Origin of the sequence: Acididesulfobacillus acetoxydans, assembly GCF_902729405.1 — a bacterium.
GTDB classification, from domain to species: Bacteria; Bacillota; Desulfitobacteriia; order Desulfitobacteriales; family Desulfitobacteriaceae; genus Acididesulfobacillus; species Acididesulfobacillus acetoxydans.
In genome coordinates this window covers 2,145,951-2,161,840 of the sequence record NZ_LR746496.1, presented here as the reverse complement: position 1 = coordinate 2,161,840, position 15,890 = coordinate 2,145,951, and the positions used below count along the sequence as shown (strand labels likewise).

The following is a 15,890-nucleotide window of genomic DNA, read 5'->3' as shown; positions in this document are numbered from 1 at the left end:
CTCACGAAGCTAAAAGTTGGCCAGCCTTTTCTACGGCTGAGGCCGCGTCGGGAGCGTAGGCATCTGCTCCTATTTCGTCGGCGAATTTCTGCGTCACCGGAGCGCCGCCAATCATCACCTTAACCGGGTAGGATTTGAGCCGTTCGATAGTACTCCTCATGTTGACCATGGTTGTGGTTAGCAGAGCTGAGAGCCCAACAACCTGGGGTTTCTGCTCCTGCACAACCTGGACAAACTTTTCCGGAGCGACATCTACACCCAGATCAATAACCCTATACCCCGCTCCCTCCAACATCATGCGCACCAAGTTCTTACCGATATCATGCAGGTCTCCCTTGACAGTACCGATTAAGACTGTCCCTTTGTCTTGTAGCTCGGAAGCAGATAACAGCGGTTTGACAACATCCATCCCCGCATGCATAGCCCGAGCGGAGATTAGAACTTCCGGTACGTAAACCTCGTTGTTTTTGAATTTCATTCCAACCACATTCATCCCCGCTATTAGGCCCTCATTCACAATGGATTGGGGTAAGGCGCCGTCTTCCAAGGCCCTTTCGGCATACTCCTTAACTTTTTTGGCGTTCCCGCAAATTACTGCCTCAGCGATTTCCTGAAATACTAGCATATATGTAACCCCCTCACTCATGACAAATTTTAACAAGTCGGAGAAAACTTAATCCACTACCTTCATCACCGCCGGCTATAAGTAGTGGCAACGTTCCACATTTTGAGAACATTTTCCACTTTACAGTCCGGGTGAATCTCGGTAGTTGAGCCCAAAAGCAAACCCCCACCGCTGAAGCCCTGGTCGATCGCCTTTTTGACCTCCGCTTCTACTTCCTCTTCAGTTCCATAAGGCAGAAGCTGGCTGCAATCAATACCACCCATCATGGTAAGCTGCGGATACCTCTGGCGAATTACCCCTATATCCATCCCGGCAATTGTCTCAACAGGGTTGATTCCGTCAACCCCGGCTGCGACAAAATCATCCATAACCTCCATCAGATTACCATCTGAGTGGTAAATGACCTTAATTCCGTGAGAATGCCAGGCATCAACCAGTTGCTTAAGGCGAGGAAAAAATTCCTTCCGGAGAAATTTCGGAGAGAACATCAAACCGGTCTTAAATGCCAAATCTGCATATACCAGGGTGACCGGAGACAGGTCCACATCTGCAACATCATGAATGCGGCGTACCTCGAAATCCGCCAATGCTTGGAGCCAAGAGGATATGATGTCGGGATCCTCAACGTACGCGTAGCTAAACAATTCCATACCTGCACGTATCCAAGCCGTGTCAAGCCCAACAGGACTTTCAGAGGGGAATAATACTGTATCTCCTAACTTTTCTTGTAGTTCCATGAACTGCTCACGTGGGCTCTTGTCACTTTGACCCCAAACATTTGCCTTTCCGGCAAATGTCCAAATATCACCCGGCCTATAATCTTCTAGCTCTTCTATATTTTTTTTAATATAATTTACAAGACCTTGTACGTCCTTATACGGGCGGTCCACCAGCCAAGTGGTCCACCACTCCTGTTTATAAATAAATCCGTCTTTATCGGCAAAAGTCTTTTCTTCCACTGGGGAAGCAATACCACGCGTAGCATCCAGTTTCATACTTATTGTTTTGCAGAGTAAGTCCAACCCATTCTTCAATGTGAGCCTTTCCCCGGTACAATACTCGATTAAGGGTATATTTTGGACGAGATCAAATAGAGGTATTCTATCGACAGGTTTAAACTCCATGGCATTAACAACACGCTCTCTTGCAGTCATTTCTTTCACGGATTTCTCTCCTCTCAAAAACGCCTAAGCTTTAACTGTTAGAGACTTTGGGCTTCTTACCTTTACCCACTTCTTGTCAGTTGGACACTGCTGTTTAGAAGCACTTTTCTTTCCAGATACAGTTGCGTCCAGATCCGGCCCAGCTAACCTTCAAAATACGGTATAGTCGTCATAAGGGCATAATTGGGTTGGGTTACGTCCAGACGGGAGTATTGCAGCGAAACATACGCATCACTCTCCACCCGTATACTGTAAGGAACGTCCCGCCTTAGCCGAACTCCACCCAGTTCTTCCGGATGGTCCAAGCGGATATGCTTTGAACGCTTAGCCCCCACATTAACAAGGACGTCTTGCAGCGGATCCCGGTCTTCATAATAAAAGGTCAACCTCAGATTAGCGTTGATGTTCGACGTATTTAGAACGCAGATCGCTTCATGGCTTTCATATTTGGCTCCCGAACCACTGCTTGGCAGATAGGCATCAGGTATAAACCAGACCTTAGCACCTTCTTTGCCCATGCCGGATTCACCTCCCTCCCTCTCCACTGTCAACAGCAACAACATCTATTCCCTCTGACCGATAACGTTCTATCTCCGGCAAAGGTGTCTTATCATCCGTAATCAATTTTTGCACAACCGTGACAGGAGCGACGGTCGCCAACGCCGCCTGCCCAAACTTGTCATGGTCCGCGAGAAGGAACACCTCCTTAGCTCCTTTCACAATCTCTTCCTTAATTTTTGCCTGCACATCGGTAGATTCTGTGATACCCTCTTCCAACGTGACCCCTTTACATGACACGAAAGCCTTTTTAATGTTGTAGTTTGAGAGCGCATTTTCCGCCAAGGAACCGACGAATGACATCGTTCTCTGCTCCAGCACCCCCCCCGTACTGATGACCGTAATGGTCGGACTCTCTGCAAGTGTCATAATAACTTTGAGAGCATGTGTGATCACAACCACATCTTTGATTGGGTTCTCTTTTAGGAGACGAGCAATCTGCAGAGCCGTAGTGCTGGCATCCAGAGCAATAACCTCCCCGGGTTGAATGTACTCCAGAGATTTTCGACCGATGGCTTCCTTCTCCTCACGGTTGCGCATATTGCGAATATAGAAGGCAATTTCCTGCTGATCGAGAGAACTCTTGACTGCTCCCCCATGTGTGCGCGTCAGATAGCCGTCCTTCTCCAATAGTTCCAAATCTCGCCTAATGGTTTCCTCCGTCACTTGAAAAGTGCCGGCAAGTCGGCTCACTTTAACACTTCCACCTTCATCCAACATCTCTACGATTTTTTTTCTTCGATCCTCTGCCAACACTATTTACCACCCTCGATCTACTATTTACAACAAACTCCGGCGAAATCTTATGTTTATGGTTAGAATTTATGGAAGGTCTCTTATAGTGTCCGAATTGCCCCAAATCCACAAATTCGGATTCCAACCCCGATGACTCAACTTTTGCACTGACACTTCTCTTATCCCCCCGATTCCAGGTTCAACACCCTGCTGCTTTGATCCACACATTTAAGCTCGAGCATGCTTTTAACCGTTACAAGCGCGTACGTTTCCTGAGCAATCACGGCCTCTTCGTTCGTGTCCACAACCAGGACAGGCACGGACCCCTCCGGCCGGGAAACAAGGCCTTCTCCCTTGAGTTGAGCATTGCGTTCTTCGTCAAGTTCTATGCCCAGGAACTCCAAACCCCGGCAAATCTCAGCCCGTACGACAGAGCTGTTTTCCCCGACTCCCCCGGCGAAGAGCACTAAATCCAGCCCTCCCATGGCTGCGGCATAAGCACCGATATATTTTTTGGCCCGATAGGTGAAAGCCCGGAGAGCCAGCTTGGCCTGAGGGTTACCCTCTTCCGCAGCCTCTTCAACCAAACGCAAATCATTGCTTACGCCGGAAATGCCCAGCCAGCCGCTGCGTTTGCTCAGTACTTCGTCCATTTCCTCCAGGGAGAGTCCTTCCTTGCGCATGATGTGGGTAATGATGAACGGATCCAGATCTCCGCAGCGGGTTGATTGGACCAAACCTTCTGTGGGGCTTAACCCTGTGGAGACATCGACCGAATGTCCGTAAGCCAAGGCGTTGATGGTCGTCCCGCTTCCCAGCATCAAGGAAATAATTCGTTTTTGGCTGACATCCACCTTGAGGAGTTCAGCCGCCCTCTCTGTCATATATTTAAAGGAAATACCATGAAAGCCGTAACGCCGCACGCCGTATTTTTCGTAATATTCGTAAGGCAAAGCGTAGATGTAGGCATAATCAGGCAAATCTTTATGGAAAGCGTTATCGAATACCGCCACTTGGGGAACCCCGGGCATGAGCCGGCGACAGGCCTCTATACCCCTGATATTGGGCGGGTTGTGTAAAGGAGCCAATTCGCTATGCTCTCGTAAAGCCATTAAAAGCGCATCGTCGATCAGAAAAGTGCCGCGGAACTTCTCTCCCGCCTGGACGACTCTGTGCCCGACCGCGTCGATCTCACTGTAGGAGGAAAGAGGACCGATCTCAGGATCAACCAGAAGACGCAGGGCCTGCTCAAGCCCTCCCGCATGGTCCTTAGCTTCAATCTCTTTCCTGAGTGGAGCTTGCTTGGGGACATCGAACTTCAAGAGGGAATGCGGCTGGCCAATGCTTTCCACGGCCCCTTTAGCCACAGTAACAAGCTCCCCACCCCTGAATCCAAATAGTTGATATTTAATGGAAGTCCCTCCGCTATTAAGCACTAAGATTCGCACTGTCGGTCCCCCATCTGTACAAATCGCAATTCCTATCTGTACCCATCGCCATTCCCATCTACACCAATCTCTCCCACACTTCCCGGTGGGGAGCCGGCAGCACCGCTTTATCCAGAAGTGTCCCCTCAGCCGCGAGCGACTTGGCCACAGCTTCCACCGCCATGGCTACCGATCCAACATCCCCGCAGAAGGTGACAAAGGATTTACCCCCCAGGCCGCGGGCCAATCTAATCTCAATCAGGTCCACCTGAGCGGTCTTGACCGCGATATCCCCCGCAACGACGGCGGCGGCGGCCGTAAAGGTTTCGATCACGCCCAGGGCGCCCTTGGGCTCAATGATTGAAGTGGCGGACAGAGCGGGAAAGACAGCTTCATGGACATTGGCCAGCAGGAAGTGGTCGATGAGCACTCCCTCACTGGCCGCTATCCCCGCTTCCATGGCACTCTGAACCGAACCCACATCACCGGCAAACAAGACCAGGAATTTGCCGGGACAGACGGTAGCCGCCTGCAGGAGTTCCACACTGGCCGCTTTAACCACCGTGTCTGCTCCGACAATGCCCCGGGTGACACTACGGTACTCCAACAGGCCAACGGCTTTCTTCACGTTCCTCACCCCCTCACTATTTTCTCCAACCTGACCTTTGCTGTTTTCTCCACCCTGACCCACGCTCTTACCTTTTACCTTGCGAACATGGTCAGAAGCGAAACCCTCAAGTCTCCTTACCGTAATCCTCTCACCGTAGTCCTCTCACCGTAGTCCTCTCACCTTAATCCTCTCACCTTAATCCTCTCACCGTAGTCCCCTCACCGTAATCCTCTTACCGTAGTCCTCTCACCGTAGTCCTCTCACCGTAGTCCTCTCACCGTAATCCTCTTGCCGTAATCCTCTTGCCGTAGTCCCCTTACCGTAGTCCTCTCACCGTAGTCCCCTTACCGTAGTCCTCTCACCGTAATCCTCTTACCGTAATCCTCGGCCACGGTCCTCTCTTACCTCGCAATCACGATCTGAGGGGAAACCCTGAGCACAGTGCCCGTGATACCGGCATGAAGGCGGCTGCCCAATTGTCCCTCCGGAACCTCGGCCACCACTTGACCCATCTCTACTTTGGCCCCCGGCTGAACGACAGGATAGCAGGGAGCCCCCGCGTGCTGCTTCAATTCCAGGATGACCTGGGTCGGTTCGCCGGGTGCATCCATTAAAGGAGCCGGCCTGTGATAATTATCCAACCCCAGGCGGGAGATTAAACGCTTCACAGGAACCTTCCGCTCCGACCTTGAGGCTCTGGGACGGCCTTCCCCTCCCACTACCGGGCGAAAGCCTTGTTGCGCCAGTTCGCGCTTTACAGCCTGGTTGATCAAACGGGGAGAGATATCCATGGGACAGGCGTAATTATCACAAACTCCGCATTCTGAACAGTACTGGGCTCCCGTGACCCCGCGAGCGTCTGTGCTGACATTGTGCACGAGGCTGCGCATGACCCGATGGGGTTCAATCGTATGTCCCAGCAGATATCTGGGACAGAGGTCAGTGCAAGCAAAACACTGGCAACAGACCGACATGGCCCGCTTCAGGGCAATTCCCGTGGGAATCTCTTTGTGGCGCCAGAGCGGATGATTCGCGGGAAGTACCAATAATCCCTTAGTCGTTTTGCTAATTCCCTGATTCAGATTCCGCACCTCGCGCCCCATCATGGGACCCCCGTCCAGCACCCGGTATTTGCCTGCCCTGCTCCCTCCGGCCATAGCCAGGAGCTCAGCCACCGGGGTCCCGACCGGAACGCAAACGGTGAGCGGATTCGCCACGGCCCCGACCACGCTGACATATTTATGCGTCACTGACTGACCGGCCAAGGCTTTCCCGATGTTCAGAAGGGTTTCCACGTTGAGCACGATCACGCCCACGTGCAAGGGAATTCCCCCCTGAGGCACCACCCGGCCCAAAACTTCATAGACCAAGACCTGCTCATCCCCAGCCGGGTAAAAATCTTCTAATGGACAGACCGCTAAACGACCCCGTCCCACCCGGGAACAACTTTCTCCGGTCGTAAGATAACCTGTCCCTGCTGAGGACCGACTGCCTTTAGGTACGAGGTAACCCTCCCCGGCAGGGGAACGACCTTCTCCGGATGTGCAGTGGCCTTCAGCGGATGCCGCATGATTGTCCGCAGGCAGGGAATGACCCTCTTTGGACGCGAAATGACTGCCTTCGGCCGGGGAATAACCCTCCCCAACTGCAGAGTGACGGCCCGCGCATAGGGAATGGTCTCTTCCGGTAAGTGCCCCTTCCAGTGCAACCCGGGCCGCCTTGTACTTGGCTTTCAGCGCCAGGATCCCTTGGCCGGCCCCAGTCGACTCCACGATCGAGGCGAGGGTGTCAACAAGTACCGGAGCCTCCCGCTCGAGCAACTGTTGGTCTACCTGCAGCAAGGGTTCGCACTCAGCCCCGTTGACAAGCACGGTGTCGCAGCGGTTATTGAGCTTAACATGAGTCGGAAAACCGCCGCCCCCAGCCCCGACGACCCCGGCGGCCTGAACCTTGGCTGCCAATTCGGCTAAATCCATTTGACTTGCTCCTTTGCGAGAAACCCCCGCCAGCCCTGCGACATTTTACGTAGGAGTCCGGGTGCAACCACCCTCCGGCGTTCTCCTTCACCCAGGGGTTTTCTCCCTCACCAACGGGTTTTCTCCTTTACCCAGGTGGGTCTCGTGTCGTACGTATCGGTCGGTGTGTGGATTCTCCTCCATCCACGCGCCCGCACCTTTCTGACCGGCTAGACGAACCTAAATGCCCGGCGTCCGATCGCTAGTCTCCGCTCACGCGTGTAAGTCCGCGGAGTTGCCACCCCTTCACCCGTCGGACTGGCAATGGTATGGGAGTACACTCCCTCTCCTTCCACAGCCAACCCAGCCGAGGAGGGAGCGTTCGCCACCACAAAAGTGGTATCCATCGCCCGGGCATAGCGGGTGATGTGGTCCAGGTTCTGAGAATGAATCATGGCCGTGTGCCCGAAGCCCTGTTCCGCTTCCAGCGCCAGTTTCAAAGCTGCTTCGAAATTCGGCACCCGTACCAACGGCAGAATCGGCATCATTTGCTCGATTTTCACCAGGGGGTGAGATTTCGGCACCTCCATGATAATCGTTCGTATCTCGTCACCGGCTTCGATCCCCAGTTCCCTAAGAATGAAGCTGGCGTTTTGACCCACGTATTTGCGGTTGACTTCACCATTCTTGGTCACCAGAGACGTCAGCCTGTCAATGTCCTTGCCCGCCAGCCGGTAGGTAGGCTGTTTCTCCAATTCCGCCAACAAGCGGTCAGCTTTGCAATCCACGGCAATGATTTCTTTTTCAGCAATACATAAAAGATTATTATCAAAAGAATGCCCCACGACAATATCTCTCGCCGCCTGCACCGCGTCGGCCGTCTCATCCACCACAACGGGCGGATTTCCCGGTCCGGCCCCAATGGCTTTCTTGCCGCTCGATAAACTCATCTCCACCACGGCCGGTCCGCCGGTCGCGACGATGAGATCAATGCCGGGGTGCTTGAGCACAGCTTTGAGGTCGTCCATGTTGACCCCATCCAAGACCACCAGAAGATTGGCCGGACCGTCCCGCTCCACAATCGCTTGATTAAAAGCCCTCACTACGGCCTGAGCACAACGTAAGCCGCTGGGATGAGGCAAAAAGAAGATGGAGTTGCCTCCCGCCAGCATGGAGATGGCGTGATTGATGAGACAAGCCACCGGATGCGTGGCCGGCTCGATCGAAGCGATGACTCCATAGGGCGCCCTTTCGATCAACACCGCCCCTTTGTCCCCTGTCGCGGATTCCGTCCTTAGATCTTCGAGCCCGGGGGTGAGACGCGCCGAATTGATGTTTTTCTGGGTCTTGTCGCTCACTCTCCCCATACCCGTTTCTTCATGGGCCAGCCTTGCCCACTCTTTGGCGTGGTCGATGGCGCTCCGGCGCAAGGCGTCCAGGAACTCGGCCCGTCTTTCCAGGCTGATCTTCACAAGTTCCCGTTGCGCCTCCGTAACCGCCCGCATCGCCTGCTCAATGTCATGAAACACGCCCCACTCCCCGTTGGCCCGAATGTTCTCTCCACTGGGCTGGGCGTTTTGCCCGCCGGGCTGGGAAATTGGCAGGGAAAATGGACTTCCCGCCTGCTCCCGAATTTGCTCCAATACTTTACCTACAATGAGGGCAATTTTATCCTCGCTAATTTGCATCGTCCATCACCCTTGCTCCCTGCCCGCTATTCTTATACTGTCGACAATCCCCACGATCGCCGCATCGACGGGTGCCTCCGGGCGGGACAAAGCTTTGCGGGCAGCACTTCCCAGCGCCACAAGCACCGTTTCCCCCACCCCGGCTCCCACCGTATCGACCGCGACGACCGCGTCAGGTGGAAACGCATTCTCAACCGGCCCACCCTGCATCGGGACATCCTGCACTGGTATATCCGGTAGCGCCGCACCCTGTGCCAAAGAGGGATCCTGTTCCCGTGAAGAGTGTAACGGTTGGAGCACCAACAGTTTTTGACCCACCAAGGCGTCGCTTTTTCGGGTCGCCACCACCGTCCCGATCACCCGGCCCACCATCATCTCACTCACTCCCCGTCCGTGATTTCGACCGTGCTGCCACAGGTTAAGCCGACGGCGTTCGCGTCATCCGTATCGATGTGCATCACCAGTTTAAAGGTGTCCGCCACCCGGATTTGGACATCCCCCAGAACCGCCGGCCGCTCGCTTCGCACGCTGACCGAGACCCGCTGGTCATCCCTTAAACCCCAGGTCCGGGCCTGAACGGTGCTGATATGGATGTGCCGGTTAGCTACAATGCAACACTCCGGCAGAGTGATCGAACCGCGCGGCCCGACCAAGGTCAGAGTCGCCGCTCCTTTCAACTGGCCGGAAGGACGCACCGGAACCTTAAGTCCCAAAGTAATGGCATCCGTGCGGGAAATTTCCACCTGCGTACGTTTGCGCACCGGGCCTAACACCCGCACGTTGCTGAGAGAACGTAATCTGGGACCGACCAGAGTCACTACTTCCTCCGCCGCGAACTCTCCCGGCTGATAGAGATCCCTCTGTTTATGCAAGGCATATCCCGGCCCGAAAAGGATGTCAATCTCCGGTTGCGCCAGGTGGATGTGGCGAACCGAAACGGCTACAGGTACACCCTTGGCGGCTAATGCTTGCCTTTCGACAGCCCACGCCCCGCCGGACAAAGGGTTTAAATGAGCCAGCACTTCCCGGGCAATGTATTCCACCAGGGTTGCCTGATCCACTGCCTGTCACTCCCTTATCCATTACAGTCGCTCTTACCTAACTCACACTCTTACATACGAACACTCTTACTCTCCATGCTCGCCCTCGCGCACACGCGCGCGCTCGTACACGCTGTCAAAAGCGAAATGTATTTGCTTCCACCTCGCACTCGCGCACACACGCGCCTGCTCGTACGTTCAGGGCAACATTTTCAAGGCAGCATTTTCTCCAACTCGTTGTGCGGGCGGGGGATGACATGCGCGGAAATTACTTCTCCCAAACTTCCGGCCGCTTGCGCGCCGGCCTCAACCGCCGCTTTGATCGCGGCCACATCCCCGCGCAAGAGGACGCTCACCATACCGGAACCGATTTTTTCATAGCCAACCAAAACGACGTCAGCTGCTTTGAGAGCAACATCGGCAGCCTGCACCGCCGCCACCAGACCTTTGGTCTCAATCATTCCCAACGCTTCACCATTCATGCTCACTCAACTCCCTTGGCTTTGCTGGTTTTCGCCCCGCCCGGCAGCATTTTTTCCACATCGGCATGGGGTCTGGGGATGACGTGGACGGCCACCACTTCTCCCACTTTTTGTGCGGCCTCAGCCCCGGCCTCAGTTGCGGCTTTCACAGCCCCGACCTCCCCCCGCACCATAACGGTCACTAAACCGGATCCGATCTTTTCGGTCCCCACCAGAACCACATTGGCGGCTTTCAACATGGCGTCCGCCGCTTCGATCGAGGCTGTCAGCCCCTTGGTTTCGATCAAGCCTAAAGCACTGCTCATAACTATCCCGGCCTCCTCTAAAAATGTAAGTGGACTCGTAGTCGTTCGATCAACTTTGAAACTCTTCTGTCAATTCCTGGTCTGCTTATGAAAAGGCAATTCAATTGCCAAAGTCCGCTGCCGGCTTGGCAATGACCCGAGAAGCGTAGACCAAGCTCAGTGCGGACGCAGCCTCCGTGGCCGCGCTCACTGCCGCCAGAGCGGCGGCCACTTCGCCGGTCAGTTTAAGGGTCACCAAGCCACCTCCCTTTGTGGGCTCGTAGCCCAAGAGCGTCACATCTGCTGCTTTCGCCGCCGCATCCGCTGCCGCCAGAGCGGCCACCAAGCCTTGTACTTCGATAATTCCCAGCGCCATTTCTGCCTGCCTTTCTGCCCCGAGACAAGCCAACGCCGGAAAAGTCCTGACGAAGCTCCCACTCGGGTCTCTTATGTTTCCTTACAGAGCGGGAAAGGGGAAGGCCCCTGTAACTCCCCTGTAATGCCCCTGTATTACCCGCGCATTTTTGCCAGAACCGCTTGCGTCACCCGGCTGACCAGGTCACTTACCGCTGCTTCGTCGAACTCCTCTTCGGCAGCCTTTTTGGTCTCATGGTTGCTGTCACAGCCACAGCCATTCGACCCGGAGGCAGTTACCTTACCTGTGCCGGTACCATCCTTATAAGTACATTCCCCGCAATTGACACAGGTGGAGTTCTTCCCGGTCACCCCCAGTTTCTCCCGCACCTCCATGAGTTTGCCGATCTGTTGCCCACTCAGTTCCCGCTCATTGCCCAAAAGGCGGGCCGTCAGGCTGATCTTGGCGAAGATCTCCATAGACTCCATCTTGTAATAAGCGTTGAAGGCGTCGCTTCCCACGGTGAGGGCGCCGTGATTCGCCAATAGGAAGGCATCGTGGTCCTGAAGGTACTCCCGCACCGCCAAGGGGATCTCTTCTGTGGACGGAGTCCCGTAAGGGGCCAGGGGAATCGTGCCCAGGCTGATAATGATTTCCGGCAGAACATAACGATCCAGGGGTATACCGGCGACCGCAAATCCGGTAGCCGTAGGGGGATGCGCATGCACTACCGAGCGCACATCCGGCCGGTGTTTATAGACATCCAGATGCATTTTTAACTCCGTGGAAGGCTTCAGCTTGCCTGAGAGCACCTCGCCTTTCATATTCACTTTAATAATCATGTCCGGAGTCATATAACCCTTGCTGACCCCGGTGGGCGTAGTCAGGACCTCGTTCTCGTTCAGCCTCACACTGATGTTTCCATCATTAGATGCCACAAACCCCTGCTGGTAAATTCGTCTCCCAACTTCCACCATGTCTTGCTTAATCTGATATTCAGACACCACGGCTCAAACTCCTCCTTCTTGGATCACGGTATCTCTACGATCTCTGTCTCTGCATCGATAGGATTTCATCCGCTATCCGGTCTCCGCGCCCGCTGTGTGCGCATTTTGGTTTATCGCAACCTCATTGAGTTTTCGCCGAGGCCTCAGTGCATACGCGGGTGATTGCTGCCGGCATAGATCCCGTCGGGCGCTGATCCCGCGCGCTATCAGCTGCCGGCCATTTTTCGTGCATCACGCCTGTGCATCTTTGTTTTTCGTCCGTCTGTCTTTGGTATTTTCTTTGTTTCATCTTCGTTTCAGACATCAATGTTTGCGTTTATTATCTTACCACTCTGTCCATTCCACAAATCCAGAAATAGCGCAGTTTTCAAGCGGAGCGCCGTCCTCGTTTCGATCTCTCAGCGATACCCCTATTCTCTTAAGATAGCGTAAAATCTATCCTGGCCCTCCCCACCATCTGGCTAACGCCTGCGGCAGAAGTACCTTGCATTTCCTCCGCAAGGACAAGTAAAAAGAAGCCCCAAGGGGCTTCTTTTTACTGATTTCTTCTCACTTGCTTCTACTCTTTTAGCCGGCAACGGACCGGGCGCTGCCCTTCCCAGGCCAAACGCAGGCTGTTAATAGCCCGCTTAATTTCATCGATAAAAAGCCGAACCTCCAACCTCATCTTCTCTGCCTCTTCCTCACTGACAATAACAAAATCGTCATAATCAGCCTCGGACCGTTTCGTAAAGGCAATGGAAAGGATTCTGCCGGATTCGTAAAGTAAACACATTGCCGAGCCGCCACGTTAAATAATCTCCGTAGGTGTACTTCTCCTTTGATTTAGGCAGAGGCATAAAATTGACCCCTTCCAACACGCCTCCCGCCTAAGGGATCGGCAATTTTTAGCGGCTGCCGGTTCCGGCTACAGCATCCGGAAATCTTGTCCGCAACCGCCAAGGATCCGTCCTTTATCCAAAGCGTAAGACTCCCACTTCTACAAGCGGGAGTGGGTCCTACATACCCCGCTTCGGTGGGGGTAGACTCCCCCACCGAAGTCCCGATGTTCAGCTTAAGCTGAACGAGTTCACTTATCGGCACATTTATATTACAGCACGAGCGAGCCGTGCGCAGCCGTAAACGGTAGCCACCGAAACGTTCAGTCGGCTTCCGGCGGTGTCAGACGCTGTTCGGCCTATTGTGCCCAATTCGGCCTGCTGTGGGATTGTGCCCCTCCGGATTTGCAAATTTGTCTGATATCCCTTAAACTGAACTCGACGCGAACCAGAATTTACTCACGAGAATCTATTTGAGGAGGGTGAAATATGCCGGGAGATATTCAGGAATTCCTCAGCCATCCCACCTGGGCCGTGATCGGCGTGTCACTTGATCCTGCCAAATACGGTAACAAAGTATACTTCCAGCTAAAAAAGGCCGGCTATACTGTCTACGGTATCAACCCCAAACTCCAGGAAATCGAAGGAGAGCGCATCTATCCAAACTTAGCGTCACTTCCGGTCAAACCTGATGCGGTGAGCGTTGTTGTCCCGCCCAAAGCCACGGAACAGGTGGTTCAAGACTGCATCACCCTTGACATCAAACGGATTTGGATGCAGCCGGGGAGTGAGAGTGCCGAAGCGATACGCCGAGGGGAAGAGAACGGCCTGGATGTGATCCACGACCAGTGTGTGCTCATCCAAACCAGAGACAGACTGAAAAACTGAGGCAAACAAGAACACGGGCAAGATGCAAACAGCCATGGAAAGGAGAAAATACGAAAAATACGGGAAGATGATGTAGAAAGATGCGGAAAGACCGGGACTTTCCGGCCCCGGTCTTATAATGTAATCTTACGACGTTGTGATTCTGCTTGAGGTCAGCTTGTGAGATTTCACTGTTTAAGAATCTCAGAAAGTCGCATATCCTGCCTATGTGGGGTTTCTTGGAATTATGTAATGTACTTTCAATTCGATAATGGAAACAACGGTCGCCTTTTATCTCCTGACCGAAGTCAGAGGAATTCCCGGCGACAATCCTAAAAAACCCAGCCGCTTCTACCCGGTTTTTGGAGCGGGTGATGGGAATCGAACCCACGTAGCTAGCTTGGAAGGCTAGTGCTCTACCATTGAGCTACACCCGCAAAATCGTGGCTCGTGGTTCAATATTCGAAGATCAATTAAGACCTCCCTAAAATCGCCACTCCACCTTATTCATAGACATATATCCGTACTCTTGGCCGCAAAGTTTCCGTACAGGCGAACTTCGAACCACGAACATCGAATATCAAAATGGTAGCAGGGGGGGGATTTGAACCCTCGCATGAGCGGGTATGAACCGCTTGCCTTAGACCGCTTGGCTACCCTGCCATGGCTCCCCGAGCAGGACTCGAACCTGCAGCCTACCGGTTAACAGCCGGTTGCTCCACCATTGAGCTATCGAGGAACAGTTTTCATCGTGGCCGCCGAGGTTATCCCTGAGGCCAAGTCAGCAATGGGATACGGGCGCATCGCAGTGGTTGGACGAAGACGTTAGTATTTTGCCCTGAGGCCAAGTCAGCAATGGGATACGGGCGCATCCCTGACCGGAATTATTCTGGCGGAGAAGGAGGGATTCGAACCCTCGCAGCAGTTGCCCACTCTAACGGTTTAGCAAACCGTCCTCTTCAGCCACTTGAGTACTTCTCCACGGCTTCGTTAGTGTAGAAATTTAACAATATTTATGGGCTGCGGAAGGCCAATGTTTACGGTATCCCACCTCGGCGAAGAACAAGAAGGAATCTGGTTAATTTATATTGTCATCCGTCAGTCCCACAGGCATTGAACGGCCTGCCCCCACTGACTTCCGACTTCTCATTTGGTGCGGAAGACGGGACTTGAACCCGTACGGTGTTACCCACACGCCCCTCAAACGTGCGCGTCTGCCAGTTCCGCCACTCCCGCATTTTGGAGCCGTTGACCGGGATTGAACCGGTGACCTTATCCTTACCAAGGATACGCTCTACCGACTGAGCTACAACGGCAAGTTAACTTTCAAATTCTCAGTGTCAATCGGGTCCGGACGGTATCCGGTCCCAAGTTTTTTAAACCGGCTTGTTTTAAAATAATAGTGTAATAATTGGTGCGCTCGGAGGGATTCGAACCCCCGACCTTCTGATTCGTAGTCAGACGCTCTATCCAGCTGAGCCACGAGCGCATTTTCTGGAGCGGGTGACGAGATTCGAACTCGCGACTTTCACCTTGGCAAGGTGACACTCTACCGCTGAGTTACACCCGCATAAAGCAAACATTGCTTGTGTCCGGTATCGGCCGGACTTGAACCCGTTTGCCTTTATGCCCTCACCAAACCTTTTCATGCTTATCAAGGTGATGAACTTGGTTTGCAGTATGGTCATGACAAACTAATGATATACAAAACAAAAACGAATTAGTAAATTGGTGAGCCATCCGCGACTCGAACGCGGGACACCCTGATTAAAAGTCAGGTGCTCTACCAACTGAGCTAATGGCTCACTGATGATGGCTGGGGTGGCAGGATTCGAACCTACGCGTGCCAGAGTCAAAGTCTGGTGCCTTACCACTTGGCGACACCCCATCATTGTCGATGTCCGAGACACGCAAGCGAAAGCCCGACTTCTCCCGACCTTACCGCTGCTTCATCTCCAACATCCCGAATGTTTCATAGGTCTTGGAATCGGGGCCTTGAGAGCGGCCGTTCCCAGACTTCTCCTTGGTTTCTTTGGTTGCGGGGGCCGGATTCGAACCGACGACCTTCGGGTTATGAGCCCGACGAGCTACCGCTGCTCCACCCCGCGAAGCCAAGACGCAAACCCCTCAGAAGATGGTCAGCCAACCATCTGGCTGGTGACCCGTACGGGATTCGAACCCGTGTAGCCGCCGTGAAAGGGCGGTGTCTTAGGCCGCTTGACCAACGGGCCACTTTTTACGCGCAATATATATATTATATGAGCAAGTTGTTCTTG

General features: G+C 53.7%; 16 protein-coding genes and 12 tRNA genes. 1 reads left to right on the top strand and 27 read right to left on the bottom strand.

Going from position 1 to position 15,890, the window contains the following annotated elements; genetic code table 11:
- Window position 1: 1 nt before the first annotated feature.
- The 15 genes from MNU25_RS09580 to MNU25_RS09510 form a co-directional block, all read right to left on the bottom strand.
- On the bottom strand, window positions 2-625 hold the full coding sequence (locus MNU25_RS09580; RefSeq protein ID WP_240984860.1) for a corrinoid protein: 624 nt from the start codon (window positions 623-625) through the stop codon (window positions 2-4).
- A gap of 65 nt (window positions 626-690) precedes the next feature.
- On the bottom strand, window positions 691-1,779 hold the full coding sequence (locus tag MNU25_RS09575) for a uroporphyrinogen decarboxylase family protein (protein ID WP_240986792.1): 1,089 nt from the start codon (window positions 1,777-1,779) through the stop codon (window positions 691-693).
- 152 nt (window positions 1,780-1,931) lie between these two features.
- A complete protein-coding gene (locus MNU25_RS09570) occupies window positions 1,932-2,306 on the bottom strand; it encodes a sensory rhodopsin transducer (RefSeq protein ID WP_240984859.1) in 375 nt (124 codons plus the stop codon).
- Window positions 2,307-2,313: 7 nt separating this feature from the next.
- Window positions 2,314-3,099: a DeoR/GlpR family DNA-binding transcription regulator gene (locus MNU25_RS09565; RefSeq protein ID WP_240984858.1), complete on the bottom strand. Its 786-nt coding sequence runs from the start codon at window positions 3,097-3,099 to the stop codon at window positions 2,314-2,316.
- Between the two features lie 161 nt (window positions 3,100-3,260).
- Window positions 3,261-4,517, bottom strand: a complete 1,257-nt coding sequence (locus tag MNU25_RS09560) for an acetate/propionate family kinase (RefSeq protein WP_240986791.1) — start codon at window positions 4,515-4,517, stop codon at window positions 3,261-3,263.
- 70 nt (window positions 4,518-4,587) lie between these two features.
- A complete protein-coding gene (locus MNU25_RS09555; protein WP_240984857.1) occupies window positions 4,588-5,136 on the bottom strand; it encodes a BMC domain-containing protein in 549 nt (182 codons plus the stop codon).
- Window positions 5,137-5,519: 383 nt separating this feature from the next.
- Window positions 5,520-7,094 carry a 4Fe-4S dicluster domain-containing protein gene (locus tag MNU25_RS09550; protein WP_240984856.1) on the bottom strand — a complete coding sequence of 525 codons (1,575 nt, stop codon included), beginning with the start codon at window positions 7,092-7,094 and terminating at the stop codon, window positions 5,520-5,522.
- Window positions 7,095-7,303: 209 nt separating this feature from the next.
- Complete coding sequence (locus tag MNU25_RS09545) at window positions 7,304-8,761, bottom strand: aldehyde dehydrogenase family protein (RefSeq protein ID WP_240984855.1); 1,458 nt, start codon at window positions 8,759-8,761, stop codon at window positions 7,304-7,306.
- Window positions 8,762-8,767: 6 nt separating this feature from the next.
- Window positions 8,768-9,136: a EutN/CcmL family microcompartment protein gene (locus MNU25_RS09540; protein WP_240984854.1), complete on the bottom strand. Its 369-nt coding sequence runs from the start codon at window positions 9,134-9,136 to the stop codon at window positions 8,768-8,770.
- A 5-nt stretch (window positions 9,137-9,141) separates the two neighbouring features.
- Window positions 9,142-9,822 carry a phosphate propanoyltransferase gene (gene pduL, locus MNU25_RS09535; protein WP_240984853.1) on the bottom strand — a complete coding sequence of 227 codons (681 nt, stop codon included), beginning with the start codon at window positions 9,820-9,822 and terminating at the stop codon, window positions 9,142-9,144.
- A 191-nt stretch (window positions 9,823-10,013) separates the two neighbouring features.
- The gene (locus MNU25_RS09530; RefSeq protein ID WP_240984852.1) at window positions 10,014-10,283 is read right to left on the bottom strand and encodes a BMC domain-containing protein; all 270 of its coding nucleotides are present in this window, start codon (window positions 10,281-10,283) and stop codon (window positions 10,014-10,016) included.
- 2 nt (window positions 10,284-10,285) lie between these two features.
- Window positions 10,286-10,588 (bottom strand): propanediol utilization microcompartment protein PduA, encoded by a 303-nt coding sequence (gene pduA, locus MNU25_RS09525; protein ID WP_240984851.1) that lies wholly within the window; start codon window positions 10,586-10,588, stop codon window positions 10,286-10,288.
- A gap of 100 nt (window positions 10,589-10,688) precedes the next feature.
- On the bottom strand, window positions 10,689-10,976 hold the full coding sequence (locus tag MNU25_RS09520) for a BMC domain-containing protein (RefSeq protein ID WP_277350674.1): 288 nt from the start codon (window positions 10,974-10,976) through the stop codon (window positions 10,689-10,691).
- 101 nt (window positions 10,977-11,077) lie between these two features.
- Complete coding sequence (locus MNU25_RS09515) at window positions 11,078-11,926, bottom strand: class II aldolase/adducin family protein (RefSeq protein ID WP_240984850.1); 849 nt, start codon at window positions 11,924-11,926, stop codon at window positions 11,078-11,080.
- A 562-nt stretch (window positions 11,927-12,488) separates the two neighbouring features.
- A complete protein-coding gene (locus tag MNU25_RS09510; protein WP_240984849.1) occupies window positions 12,489-12,704 on the bottom strand; it encodes a hypothetical protein in 216 nt (71 codons plus the stop codon).
- 532 nt (window positions 12,705-13,236) lie between these two features.
- On the opposite strand from MNU25_RS09510, the gene MNU25_RS09505 reads away from it, so the two are divergent.
- Window positions 13,237-13,635 (top strand): CoA-binding protein, encoded by a 399-nt coding sequence (locus tag MNU25_RS09505; protein ID WP_240984848.1) that lies wholly within the window; start codon window positions 13,237-13,239, stop codon window positions 13,633-13,635.
- Window positions 13,636-13,977: 342 nt separating this feature from the next.
- On the opposite strand, the gene MNU25_RS09500 is transcribed toward MNU25_RS09505, so the two are convergent.
- The 12 genes from MNU25_RS09500 to MNU25_RS09445 form a co-directional block, all read right to left on the bottom strand.
- Window positions 13,978-14,051, bottom strand: a tRNA-Gly gene (locus MNU25_RS09500).
- Between the two features lie 149 nt (window positions 14,052-14,200).
- A tRNA-Met gene (locus tag MNU25_RS09495) sits at window positions 14,201-14,277 on the bottom strand.
- 1 nt (window position 14,278) lies between these two features.
- Window positions 14,279-14,353, bottom strand: a tRNA-Asn gene (locus MNU25_RS09490).
- Window positions 14,354-14,504: 151 nt separating this feature from the next.
- Window positions 14,505-14,595: transfer RNA gene (locus MNU25_RS09485), tRNA-Ser, on the bottom strand.
- 170 nt (window positions 14,596-14,765) lie between these two features.
- A tRNA-Leu gene (locus tag MNU25_RS09480) sits at window positions 14,766-14,850 on the bottom strand.
- Between the two features lie 4 nt (window positions 14,851-14,854).
- A tRNA-Thr gene (locus MNU25_RS09475) sits at window positions 14,855-14,930 on the bottom strand.
- A 96-nt stretch (window positions 14,931-15,026) separates the two neighbouring features.
- Window positions 15,027-15,103, bottom strand: a tRNA-Arg gene (locus MNU25_RS09470).
- A gap of 6 nt (window positions 15,104-15,109) precedes the next feature.
- Window positions 15,110-15,184 (bottom strand) — tRNA-Gly (locus tag MNU25_RS09465).
- A gap of 159 nt (window positions 15,185-15,343) precedes the next feature.
- A tRNA-Lys gene (locus tag MNU25_RS09460) sits at window positions 15,344-15,419 on the bottom strand.
- A gap of 8 nt (window positions 15,420-15,427) precedes the next feature.
- A tRNA-Gln gene (locus tag MNU25_RS09455) sits at window positions 15,428-15,502 on the bottom strand.
- A gap of 145 nt (window positions 15,503-15,647) precedes the next feature.
- Window positions 15,648-15,722 (bottom strand) — tRNA-Met (locus MNU25_RS09450).
- Between the two features lie 47 nt (window positions 15,723-15,769).
- Window positions 15,770-15,845: transfer RNA gene (locus MNU25_RS09445), tRNA-Glu, on the bottom strand.
- Between the last annotated feature and the right edge of the window lie 45 nt (window positions 15,846-15,890).

What these genes read in the sequence shown, in the direction of transcription:
- MNU25_RS09580 (WP_240984860.1), bottom strand. Translation starts at nt 625, where the DNA reads ATGCTAGTATTTCAGGAAATCGCTGAGGCAGTAATTTGCGGGAACGCC.
- MNU25_RS09550 (WP_240984856.1), bottom strand. Translation starts at nt 7,094, where the DNA reads ATGGATTTAGCCGAATTGGCAGCCAAGGTTCAGGCCGCCGGGGTCGTC.
- MNU25_RS09570 (WP_240984859.1), bottom strand. Translation starts at nt 2,306, where the DNA reads ATGGGCAAAGAAGGTGCTAAGGTCTGGTTTATACCTGATGCCTATCTG.
- MNU25_RS09545 (WP_240984855.1), bottom strand. Translation starts at nt 8,761, where the DNA reads ATGCAAATTAGCGAGGATAAAATTGCCCTCATTGTAGGTAAAGTATTG.
- pduA (WP_240984851.1), bottom strand. Translation starts at nt 10,588, where the DNA reads ATGAGCAGTGCTTTAGGCTTGATCGAAACCAAGGGGCTGACAGCCTCG.
- MNU25_RS09505 (WP_240984848.1), top strand. Translation starts at nt 13,237, where the DNA reads ATGCCGGGAGATATTCAGGAATTCCTCAGCCATCCCACCTGGGCCGTG.
- MNU25_RS09530 (WP_240984852.1), bottom strand. Translation starts at nt 10,283, where the DNA reads ATGAATGGTGAAGCGTTGGGAATGATTGAGACCAAAGGTCTGGTGGCG.
- MNU25_RS09510 (WP_240984849.1), bottom strand. Translation starts at nt 12,704, where the DNA reads ATGTGTTTACTTTACGAATCCGGCAGAATCCTTTCCATTGCCTTTACG.
- MNU25_RS09575 (WP_240986792.1), bottom strand. Translation starts at nt 1,779, where the DNA reads ATGACTGCAAGAGAGCGTGTTGTTAATGCCATGGAGTTTAAACCTGTC.
- MNU25_RS09540 (WP_240984854.1), bottom strand. Translation starts at nt 9,136, where the DNA reads ATGATGGTGGGCCGGGTGATCGGGACGGTGGTGGCGACCCGAAAAAGC.